The following is a 9,683-nucleotide window of genomic DNA, read 5'->3' as shown; positions in this document are numbered from 1 at the left end:
CCCCTCTACGGCGCCCTCACCCAGACCTTCACCGACGAACTGGCCCCCCTCTTCACCACCGGAGCCGACCCGACGACGGTGGCGAAGGCCCTGGACGAGGCCCTGGACCGCGAACTGCCGTGAGGGCGCGGGGTCTTCGCCTGCTCAGCGCTCGCGTCCGTACGTCTGGAGGACCGCCAGCGCGTACGCGATCCGCGGGTCCAGCCGGTGCGGGTCGCAGCGGTAGACCTTGCTCAGACCTCGGTAGTCCAGCGCCAGGCCGGTGCGCGGTGCACGCCAGCGGGTGCGGACGGGGCGGCCGAACGTGTAGTCGTCCGTCGTGCCGTCGACGTAGGCGTAGAGCATCATGCAGAGCGCGAAGAGGAACCACACGGGGGCGGTGGTGGTGTGGATCAGCCAGGCGTACCAGGTGCCCTCCTTGCCGGTGACCGGGTCCGGTGCGCCGGTGAGCCGCGCCGACCAGCGGACCCGGCGCGGCCAGGGCAGGACCCGGCCGGGGCGGCGGGTGATCCGGGCCAGGGGAGTGCCGTCGGGGGCGTGGACGTCGTAGGTGTCCGCGGCGGCCGGGCGGACCGAGCACCACGGGCTGCCGCTCGGGCCGTCGTGGATCCAGAGGGGCAGCGGGACGGTTCCCTTCGCCTGCGCGGACCGTGGGGCGAAGACGCGGGCCAGCGGGGGGTCCTCGGAGCGCTGCGGGGCCCGGAGCCGGACCGTCGCCCCCATCTCGGCGTCGGCGGGCAGTCCGGGAACCGGCGGACCGGAGAGCGGGACGGGGTTGTTCACAGAGACCGCGAACGTGTACGAGGCGTCGTGCATGGAGTCATCCAAACGGGTTGGCGGTCGCCAGACGACCTATGACCTCGCGAGCCTGGTCGTACTTCTCGTGGAGCTGCTCCGACGCGTACTGGACCTCCTCGGTGGCGTGGCGCACGCCCTCCTTGTAGAGGTCCTTCGCACCGAGCGCCGCCTCGTACCCGCGCGCTGTCCAGGAACGGGGGTCGATGTAGCGGCCGACTGTCTCGCCGGCGTCGTCCACGATCGGTTTGACGGAGTCCGCGAGCGCCGGGATCCGCCCCAGCGGGGTGTGCTCGATCAGCTTGGGCATGAGCTTCTGGAACGGCATGTCGGTGATTCCCGCACCCGGCCGGTAGAGGTTGCGGTCACCGAGCTCCTTGGCCACGGCGACCTTGAGGCGGTCCCCCAGCGTGTCCGCGGTGATGTGGATCGCATCCGCCTTGCGGCCGAACACGCCGACGTTGCGCATCACCCATTTCTCGGCGTCCTCACCCAGTTTCGCGGTTCCTCCGGCGTGCTCGATGATGTCGGACGCCCGCTTCCAGGAATCGGCCGCCTTCACCCCGAAGTCCGTCACCCGCATCGGGATCTTGACGCCGGTGAACATCCCCTTGCCGACCTTCCCCACCCGCGCGAGGTCGCCGAACGGGATGAAGCCCGCCACGTCGAGACCGATGTCCAGCCAGTTGCCCTTCTTCGAGCCGGCCGCCCAGCCGACCCCGTGCGCGAGGAGGGCGCCGCCGTTCAGGACCATGCCGATGCCCTCGAAGACCGCGGCGCCGATGAGGGTCTCGGAGGTGAGGACCGCGAGGACGTCACAGGCGGCGCTGGCGTAGCCGAGCCAGTCGCCGATCCGGTAGATCGTGTCGGCGTGCTTCTGTACCCATTTCCACAGGTCGCCGGCGAGGTCGCCGATCTGCTGGGTCACGTCCTCGAACAGGTCCTTGAGCTTGTCGAGCAGTGACTTGCCGGGTGCTGCCTCGGCGGCCTTGCGGAGTCTTTCGGCAGCCTGGTGGGCCGTGGCCTGATGGTCGTGCTGAAGCTGACGCGCTTTCTCGACGATCGCGTCGAGTTCGGCGCCGGCCTCGGTGACGCGCTTCGTCGCGTGGTCCAGGCGTCGCTGGGCGTCGCGGAGTTCCTCGCTCGTGGGAAAGGTCTGCCCGGCGAGCTTCAGGTCCGGGTCGGCTTTCGCCGCGGCCAGAGCCCTGCGGGACTCCTCGGCCTCCTCCTCGTAGCGCCGGGCCCTGCCCTGGAACTCCGTCAGCCGTGACTCCCAGGTGCGCAAGGCGTGCGCGGCGTCGGCCATGGAGCCGTGGGCGTTGTCCAGATACCTCGGGAGGGCACCGGTTGTCCTTGAGAAGGCGGACGCCCCCTCGCCCGTCCAGGCGCCGTTCGTTCTGCCCAGCCGCGTCAGGGTGGCGTGAACGTCGTGGAGCTGTTTGGCCGTGCTGGTCAGCGACGTGACCAGCTGGTGCACCGAGGCGGGGTCACCGGGGGCGGGATCGAAGCCGAGCGCGTCGTACGTCTCAGGCGTCCGGATGTACATGGAGCGGTCTCCTCGGCGCGGTCAGTAGGCGCGGAAGGGGGAGGGCGGCGGGGAGGCCGTGGCGGCGGACTCCTGTGCGTGGTCCTCCGGCAGGTCGAAGACGACGGTGTCCGCGATGTCCGCGAGGATCGCCTGGTAGCGGAAGAGGTCCTGGACGTCGGGGGTGCTCAGACACAGGAGCAGGACGCGGTCCTCGGAGGGGAAGGGGAGCCATACCTCGATCCGTACGAAGTGGTGCTCCTGCTCGCCCTCCGGCAGCTCCCAGACGGCGCGGGAAGCGGCGACATGAACGACCGCGGGGCCTGCGGGGAGGGAGACCGACCGGGTCTCGCCGCCGTCGTCCGCCCTCTCCAGCGCCTGGGCGATGCCCATGGCGGTGAACTGGGGGTCCGGGTTGTCCAGCTCGCGCGTGCCGACCGTGAGCGTGGCCCGGCTGACGCGTTCGGGCGGTTCGGTGCCGTCCGCGCTGCCGCCGATCGGGAAGACGCCGAGCGCGTTGTAGACGACACCGCTCTCGACGAGGGTCTGCGCGCCGGCTGTGTACGCGGCCTTGGTGAAAAGGCGCAGCGGCTCCAGATCGGCCCGTTCGCCCCAGTAGTCGTGGGCGAACTGCCGCATCCGCTCGTCGAACGAGTCCTCGCCGGTGCCCAGCGGGACGGCGTGGAACTCCGGCTGGACCTGGAAGGCGATCGTCGCGGAGGTCACCGGTCACCCGCCCGCATGGTCTTGTCGACCGTCTTCACGGCAGAGACGAGCTTGACGACCTCGTCCTCCGTGCCCTGGTAGAGCCGTCCGGCCTGGGCGACCCTCTCGGTCACCGTGTCTGTCGCGTCGGCGATCTGCTTGATGCCGTGACCCCACTTCTCCTGGAAGTGGTCGCAGGCGCTCTCCAGTTCGGCCGAACCCGTGCCCGACGGGCCGATGTCCTCCAGCTGCCGCATGGTGGACCGCATGCTCTGGGCGCACCCGGCGAGATCGGCGACGAGTTTGCCGAGTGCTTCGAAGTCGACCTTGTAGTGGTCGGACATCCCTTGACGTACCCCCGTAGCGCGCCGATCGATGATCAACGTATAGAGCCACGAGGTAAGAGGAGGGTGTGCGTCGCCGGGCTCCCCGCGTTTGAGCTGCGTCACTCTAGGGGTATGCTCCCCGACCCGATTGGCGGACCCGACCCCCCGTATGGCAGACTAGCGGGGTTGCTCGGTCGAGTGTTGATGCTGCGCGCCTCCCGCCGGGAGGACCGGAAGCGAGTCCCACAGTACTCGTCGCCTTAACTGCCCTGGAGGGCAGCGCTGGGGCGGACGTACGGGAATCTTTCGGGAAGTGTGGTGCGGCACCGGCCAGGGGCTCGGTGGAAATCCTTGAAGGTGGATGGTTCCCGATGGGGAATCTCTGTCAGCAAGGGTGCGACACGCCCGACCGCGTGGGTCGGAGCGGGGAGCAGGGAACGCCGAGTTCCGGAGCGAAGAAGAACAGGACTACTGAGTAGCCATGGCGGGACAGAAGATCCGCATCCGGCTCAAGGCCTACGACCACGAGGTCATCGACTCCTCGGCGAAGAAGATCGTCGAGACGGTGACGCGCACTGGTGCGTCGGTCGCGGGCCCGGTGCCGCTGCCCACTGAGAAGAACGTGTACTGCGTCATCAAGTCGCCGCACAAGTACAAGGACTCGCGCGAGCACTTCGAGATGCGCACGCACAAGCGCCTGATCGACATTCTCGACCCGACGCCCAAGACCGTTGACTCTCTGATGCGACTCGACCTCCCGGCCGGTGTCGACATCGAGATCAAGCTCTGAGGGTCGGTGATCTGAGTAATGGCTAAGCAGATCAAGGGCATCCTGGGCGAGAAGCTCGGCATGACGCAGGTGTGGGACGAGAACAACCGTGTTGTTCCGGTCACCGTCGTCAAGGCCGGTCCGAACGTCGTGACCCAGGTCCGTACGAACGACGTCGACGGCTACGAGTCGGTCCAGATCGCCTTCGGCGAGATCGACCCGCGCAAGGTGAACAAGCCCCTCAAGGGCCACTTCGCCAAGGCCGACGTCACCCCCCGTCGCCACCTCGTCGAGATCCGCACCGCGGACGCCTCCGAGTACACGCTGGGCCAGGAGATCTCCGCGGAGATCTTCGAGGCGGGCGTGAAGGTCGACGTCACCGGCAAGAGCAAGGGCAAGGGCTTCGCCGGTGTCATGAAGCGTCACAACTTCAAGGGCCTCGGCGCCGGTCACGGCACCCAGCGCAAGCACCGCTCGCCCGGTTCCATCGGTGGCTGCGCCACCCCGGGCCGCGTGTTCAAGGGCCTCCGCATGGCGGGTCGCATGGGCAACGAGCGTGTCACCACCCAGAACCTGACCGTCCACGCCGTTGACGCGGAGAAGGGTCTGCTGCTCATCAAGGGCGCTGTCCCCGGTCCGAACGGCGGCCTCGTCCTGGTCCGCACCGCGGCCAAGGGGGCCTGAGGTACCGATGAGCACTGTTGACATCCTTTCGCCTGCCGGCGAGAAGACCGGAAGCGTCGAACTCCCCGCGGAGATCTTCGGCGTGGAGAAGGTCAGCATCCCGCTGATCCACCAGGTCGTCGTCGCGCAGAACGCCGCTGCCCGCCAGGGCACGCACAAGACCAAGACCCGTGGCGAAGTCCGTGGTGGTGGCAAGAAGCCTTACCGCCAGAAGGGCACCGGCCGCGCCCGTCAGGGCTCGACCCGCGCGCCGCAGTTCGCCGGCGGTGGCGTCGTGCACGGCCCCCAGCCGCGCGACTACTCGCAGCGGACGCCCAAGAAGATGAAGGCCGCGGCCCTGCGCCACGCCCTCACCGACCGGGCCCGCCACAACCGCATCCACGTCGTCACCGGCGTGATCGCGGGCGAGACCCCCTCCACCAAGGCCGCCAAGACGCTGTTCGGCAAGATCTCGGAGCGCAAGAACCTGCTCCTGGTCGTCGACCGCGCCGACGAGGCCGCGTGGCTGTCCGCCCGCAACCTGCCCCAGGTCCACATCCTGGAGCCGGGCCAGCTGAACACGTACGACGTGATCGTTTCGGACGACGTGGTCTTCACCCAGGCCGCGTTCGAGTCCTTCGTGTCCGGCCCGAAGGCCAATGACATCGAAGGGACTGAGGTCTGATGGCGATCCGTCACCCCTCCATCGCCCCCAAGGCCGCGAAGGCCGCCAAGGCCGCGCGCGTCGCCAAGGCGCGCCGCCACGCCGCCGAGGGCAAGAACACCGTCGTCACCCCGCTCAGCAAGTCGTACACGGACCCCCGTGACATCCTGCTGAAGCCGGTCGTGTCGGAGAAGAGCTACGCGCTCCTCGACGAGAACAAGTACACGTTCGTCGTCGACCCCAGCGCCAACAAGACCCAGATCAAGCAGGCCGTCCAGGCGGTCTTCTCGGTCAAGGTCACCGGCGTCAACACGATCAACCGCCAGGGCAAGCGCAAGCGCACCAAGACCGGTTTCGGTAAGCGTGCGGACAGCAAGCGCGCGATCGTGACCCTGGCCGAGGGCGACCGTATCGACATCTTCGGCGGTCCGACCGCGTAAGCGGGTCGGATCGTCCGATATCGGACGAGGACTGAGAAATGGGAATCCGCAAGTACAAGCCGACTACGCCGGGCCGTCGTGGCTCCAGCGTCGCCGACTTCGTCGAGGTCACGCGGTCCACGCCGGAGAAGTCGCTGGTCCGCCCCCTGCACAGCAAGGGCGGTCGTAACAACTCCGGTCGTGTGACCGTTCGCCACCAGGGTGGCGGACACAAGCGCGCCTACCGCGTGATCGACTTCCGTCGGCACGACAAGGACGGCGTGCCGGCGAAGGTCGCGCACATCGAGTACGACCCCAACCGCACCGCGCGCATCGCGCTGCTGCACTACGCCGACGGCGAGAAGCGCTACATCATCGCGCCGCGCGGCCTCACGCAGGGCGACCGCGTCGAGAACGGTCCCGGGGCCGACATCAAGCCCGGCAACAACCTGGCGCTCCGCAACATCCCGGTCGGTACCACGATCCACGCGATCGAGCTCCGTCCCGGTGGCGGCGCCAAGTTCGCCCGCTCCGCCGGCGCCTCGGTGCAGCTGCTCGCGAAGGAGGGCTCGATGGCCCACCTCCGCATGCCCTCCGGCGAGATCCGCCTGGTCGACCAGCGCTGCCGCGCCACGGTCGGCGAGGTCGGCAACGCCGAGCAGAGCAACATCAACTGGGGCAAGGCCGGCCGTAAGCGCTGGTTGGGCGTCCGCCCGACCGTGCGTGGTGTGGCGATGAACCCGGTCGACCACCCGCACGGTGGTGGTGAGGGCAAGACCTCCGGTGGTCGCCACCCGGTCTCCCCGTGGGGTCAGAAGGAAGGTCGTACTCGTTCGCCCAAGAAGGCGTCGAACAAGTACATCGTCCGCCGCCGCAAGACGAACAAGAAGCGCTAGGAGCGGGTTTAGATGCCGCGCAGTCTCAAGAAGGGACCCTTCGTCGACGGCCACCTCGTCAAGAAGGTGGACGCCCAGAACGAAGCCGGTACCAAGAACGTCATCAAGACCTGGTCCCGTCGCTCCATGATCGTCCCCAGCATGCTGGGCCACACGATCGCGGTGCACAACGGCAAGACCCACATCCCGGTGTTCGTCACCGAGTCGATGGTCGGCCACAAGCTCGGCGAGTTCTCGCCGACGCGCACCTTCCGGGGTCACGTCAAGGACGACCGGAAGTCGAAGCGCCGCTAAGCGCGGATCGCATCAGACACGTAAGTAACTGAGAGGGACAACCATGGAAGCCAGGGCCCAGGCGCGGTACATCCGCGTCACGCCCATGAAGGCCCGCCGCGTGGTGGACCTTATCCGTGGCATGGACGCCACGGAGGCTCAGGCGGTCCTGCGATTCGCCCCGCAGGCCGCTTCCGAGCCCGTCGGCAAGGTGCTGGACAGCGCCATCGCCAACGCCGCTCACAACTACGACCACACCGACGCCACGTCGCTGTTCATCAGCGAGGCGTACGTCGACGAGGGCCCGACCCTGAAGCGGTTCCGTCCGCGCGCCCAGGGCCGTGCCTACCGGATCCGCAAGCGGACCAGCCACATCACCGTGGTCGTCAGCAGCAAGGAAGGAACCCGGTAATGGGCCAGAAGGTTAACCCGCATGGGTTCCGGCTCGGCATCACCACGGACTTCAAGTCCCGGTGGTACGCCGACAAGCTGTACAAGGACTACGTCAAGGAAGACGTCGCCATCCGTCGGATGATGACGTCCGGCATGGAGCGCGCCGGCATCTCGAAGGTGGAGATCGAGCGCACCCGTGACCGTGTCCGTGTGGACATCCACACCGCGCGTCCCGGCATCGTCATCGGCCGCCGCGGCGCCGAGGCCGACCGCATCCGCGGTGACCTGGAGAAGCTGACCGGCAAGCAGGTCCAGCTGAACATCCTCGAGGTCAAGAACCCGGAGACGGACGCTCAGCTGGTGGCCCAGGCCGTCGCCGAGCAGCTCTCCTCCCGCGTCTCCTTCCGCCGTGCCATGCGCAAGAGCATGCAGTCGGCGATGAAGGCCGGCGCCAAGGGCATCAAGATCCAGTGCGGTGGCCGTCTCGGCGGCGCCGAGATGTCCCGCTCGGAGTTCTACCGCGAGGGCCGTGTGCCCCTGCACACGCTCCGCGCGAACGTGGACTACGGCTTCTTCGAGGCCAAGACGACCTTCGGCCGCATCGGTGTGAAGGTCTGGATCTACAAGGGCGACGTCAAGAACATCGCCGAGGTCCGCGCCGAGAACGCCGCCGCCCGTGCGGGCAACCGCCCGGCTCGCGGTGGCGCCAGCGACCGTCCGGCCCGTGGTGGCCGCGGTGGCGAGCGTCGCGGTCGTAAGCCCCAGCAGGCTGCCGGTTCCGAGGCCCCCGCGGCCGAGGCTCCCGCCGCTCCGCCTGCTGAGAGCACCGGAACGGAGGCCTGACCGACATGCTGATCCCCCGTAGGGTCAAGCACCGCAAGCAGCACCACCCCAAGCGGGACGGCGCTGCCAAGGGCGGCACGCAGGTGTCGTTCGGCGAGTACGGTATTCAGGCCATCACCCCGGCTTACGTGACGAACCGTCAGATCGAGGCGGCTCGTATCGCCATGACGCGTCACATCAAGCGTGGCGGCAAGGTCTGGATCAACATCTACCCGGACCGTCCCCTCACCAAGAAGCCCGCCGAGACCCGCATGGGTTCCGGTAAGGGTTCCCCGGAGTGGTGGATCGCCAACGTCAAGCCCGGACGTGTGATGTTCGAGCTGTCGTACCCCAACGAGAAGATCGCCCGTGAGGCGCTGACGCGTGCGGCCCACAAGCTGCCGATGAAGTGCCGGATCGTCAAGCGCGAGGCAGGTGAAGCGTGATGTCGGCCGGTACCAAGGCGTCCGAGCTGCGCGAGCTGGGCAACGAGGAGCTTCTCGCGAAGCTCCGCGAGGCCAAGGAAGAGCTGTTCAACCTCCGCTTCCAGGCGGCGACGGGTCAGCTCGAGAACCACGGCCGGCTGAAGGCCGTCCGTAAGGACATCGCGCGGATCTACACCCTGATGCGTGAGCGCGAGCTGGGCATCGAGACGGTGGAGAGCGCCTGATGAGCGAGAACAACGTGACTGAGCAGACCGCAGAGGCCCGCGGCTTCCGCAAGACCCGTGAGGGTCTCGTCGTCAGCGACAAGATGGACAAGACCGTCGTCGTCGCCGTCGAGGACCGCGTCAAGCACGCTCTGTACGGCAAGGTCATCCGCCGTACGAACAAGCTCAAGGCCCACGACGAGCAGAACGCCGCCGGCGTCGGCGACCGCGTCCTCCTGATGGAGACCCGGCCGCTGTCCGCCACGAAGCGGTGGCGCGTCGTCGAGATCCTCGAAAAGGCCAAGTAAGACATCCTGCGGGCATCCCCGCAGGACAGTTCCGCCAGGCTCGGTGGGGGTCCGCTTCTCTGAGGCGGCCCCCGCCGGGAACCGGCAGACACACAGGAGATAGACGTGATCCAGCAGGAGTCGCGACTGCGCGTCGCCGACAACACTGGTGCGAAGGAAATCCTTTGCATCCGTGTGCTCGGTGGCTCCGGTCGCCGCTACGCGGGCATCGGTGACGTCATCGTTGCCACCGTCAAGGACGCGATCCCGGGCGGCAACGTGAAGAAGGGCGACGTCGTCAAGGCGGTCGTCGTGCGCACCGTCAAGGAGCGCCGTCGTCCGGACGGCTCGTACATCCGCTTCGACGAGAACGCCGCCGTCATTCTGAAGAACGACGGTGACCCTCGTGGTACCCGCATCTTCGGCCCGGTCGGGCGCGAGCTGCGCGAGAAGAAGTTCATGAAGATCATCTCGCTGGCTCCGGAGGTGCTGTAAGC

At 67.9% G+C, this 9,683-nt stretch carries 16 protein-coding genes; 12 read left to right on the top strand and 4 right to left on the bottom strand.

The features are described 5' to 3' along the window. Positions 1 to 144 precede the first annotated feature (144 nt). From AOK24_RS05055 to AOK24_RS05040, 4 genes are read right to left on the bottom strand one after another with little or no spacing between them, the layout of a single operon-like run. A complete protein-coding gene (locus tag AOK24_RS05055) occupies positions 145 to 816 on the bottom strand; it encodes a hypothetical protein (RefSeq protein ID WP_055718848.1) in 672 nt (223 codons plus the stop codon). A 4-nt stretch (positions 817 to 820) separates the two neighbouring features. Continuing rightward, the gene (locus AOK24_RS05050) at positions 821 to 2,341 is read right to left on the bottom strand and encodes a putative T7SS-secreted protein (protein WP_055718847.1); all 1,521 of its coding nucleotides are present in this window, start codon (positions 2,339 to 2,341) and stop codon (positions 821 to 823) included. Positions 2,342 to 2,362: 21 nt separating this feature from the next. Next, a complete protein-coding gene (locus AOK24_RS05045; protein ID WP_055718846.1) occupies positions 2,363 to 3,046 on the bottom strand; it encodes a hypothetical protein in 684 nt (227 codons plus the stop codon). Beyond that, positions 3,043 to 3,369, bottom strand: coding sequence for a WXG100 family type VII secretion target (locus AOK24_RS05040; RefSeq protein ID WP_055718845.1), 327 nt, complete (start codon positions 3,367 to 3,369; stop codon positions 3,043 to 3,045). The genes AOK24_RS05045 and AOK24_RS05040 overlap by 4 nt, the downstream gene beginning before the upstream one ends. A 463-nt stretch (positions 3,370 to 3,832) precedes the next feature. Here AOK24_RS05040 and rpsJ point away from each other — a divergent pair, with 463 nt between their 5' ends. The 12 genes from rpsJ (at position 3,833) to rplN (ending at position 9,681) form a co-directional block, all read left to right on the top strand. Then, the gene (gene rpsJ / locus AOK24_RS05035; protein WP_003948644.1) at positions 3,833 to 4,141 is read left to right on the top strand and encodes a 30S ribosomal protein S10; all 309 of its coding nucleotides are present in this window, start codon (positions 3,833 to 3,835) and stop codon (positions 4,139 to 4,141) included. Positions 4,142 to 4,159: 18 nt separating this feature from the next. Then, on the top strand, positions 4,160 to 4,804 hold the full coding sequence (gene rplC / locus AOK24_RS05030) for a 50S ribosomal protein L3 (protein WP_055718844.1): 645 nt from the start codon (positions 4,160 to 4,162) through the stop codon (positions 4,802 to 4,804). A 7-nt stretch (positions 4,805 to 4,811) separates the two neighbouring features. After that, positions 4,812 to 5,468, top strand: a complete 657-nt coding sequence (gene rplD, locus AOK24_RS05025) for a 50S ribosomal protein L4 (RefSeq protein ID WP_055718843.1) — start codon at positions 4,812 to 4,814, stop codon at positions 5,466 to 5,468. Further along, on the top strand, positions 5,468 to 5,887 hold the full coding sequence (gene rplW, locus AOK24_RS05020) for a 50S ribosomal protein L23 (RefSeq protein WP_055718842.1): 420 nt from the start codon (positions 5,468 to 5,470) through the stop codon (positions 5,885 to 5,887). The genes rplD and rplW overlap by 1 nt, the downstream gene beginning before the upstream one ends. Before the next feature lie 38 nt (positions 5,888 to 5,925). Continuing rightward, positions 5,926 to 6,762 (top strand): 50S ribosomal protein L2, encoded by an 837-nt coding sequence (rplB, locus tag AOK24_RS05015; RefSeq protein WP_055718841.1) that lies wholly within the window; start codon positions 5,926 to 5,928, stop codon positions 6,760 to 6,762. Positions 6,763 to 6,774: 12 nt separating this feature from the next. Next, a complete protein-coding gene (gene rpsS, locus AOK24_RS05010) occupies positions 6,775 to 7,056 on the top strand; it encodes a 30S ribosomal protein S19 (protein WP_055718840.1) in 282 nt (93 codons plus the stop codon). 43 nt (positions 7,057 to 7,099) lie between these two features. After that, positions 7,100 to 7,447, top strand: a complete 348-nt coding sequence (rplV, locus tag AOK24_RS05005; RefSeq protein ID WP_055718839.1) for a 50S ribosomal protein L22 — start codon at positions 7,100 to 7,102, stop codon at positions 7,445 to 7,447. After that, positions 7,447 to 8,271 carry a 30S ribosomal protein S3 gene (gene rpsC, locus AOK24_RS05000; protein ID WP_055718838.1) on the top strand — a complete coding sequence of 275 codons (825 nt, stop codon included), beginning with the start codon at positions 7,447 to 7,449 and terminating at the stop codon, positions 8,269 to 8,271. The genes rplV and rpsC overlap by 1 nt, the downstream gene beginning before the upstream one ends. Before the next feature lie 5 nt (positions 8,272 to 8,276). Beyond that, positions 8,277 to 8,696 carry a 50S ribosomal protein L16 gene (gene rplP, locus AOK24_RS04995; protein ID WP_055718837.1) on the top strand — a complete coding sequence of 140 codons (420 nt, stop codon included), beginning with the start codon at positions 8,277 to 8,279 and terminating at the stop codon, positions 8,694 to 8,696. After that, positions 8,696 to 8,920 carry a 50S ribosomal protein L29 gene (gene rpmC / locus AOK24_RS04990; RefSeq protein ID WP_003974259.1) on the top strand — a complete coding sequence of 75 codons (225 nt, stop codon included), beginning with the start codon at positions 8,696 to 8,698 and terminating at the stop codon, positions 8,918 to 8,920. Before rplP ends, rpmC begins: the two co-directional genes overlap by 1 nt. Then, a complete protein-coding gene (gene rpsQ, locus AOK24_RS04985; RefSeq protein ID WP_009327090.1) occupies positions 8,920 to 9,207 on the top strand; it encodes a 30S ribosomal protein S17 in 288 nt (95 codons plus the stop codon). The genes rpmC and rpsQ overlap by 1 nt, the downstream gene beginning before the upstream one ends. A 105-nt stretch (positions 9,208 to 9,312) precedes the next feature. Beyond that, positions 9,313 to 9,681 (top strand): 50S ribosomal protein L14, encoded by a 369-nt coding sequence (gene rplN / locus AOK24_RS04980; RefSeq protein WP_055718836.1) that lies wholly within the window; start codon positions 9,313 to 9,315, stop codon positions 9,679 to 9,681. Positions 9,682 to 9,683: the final 2 nt, after the last annotated feature.

Origin of the sequence: Streptomyces niveiscabiei (assembly GCF_001419795.1) — a bacterium.
In the GTDB taxonomy this organism is placed as follows: Bacteria; Actinomycetota; Actinomycetes; order Streptomycetales; family Streptomycetaceae; genus Streptomyces; species Streptomyces niveiscabiei.
Note: the sequence above shows the minus strand (reverse complement) of the source record. Positions and strands in the feature narration are given on the sequence as shown.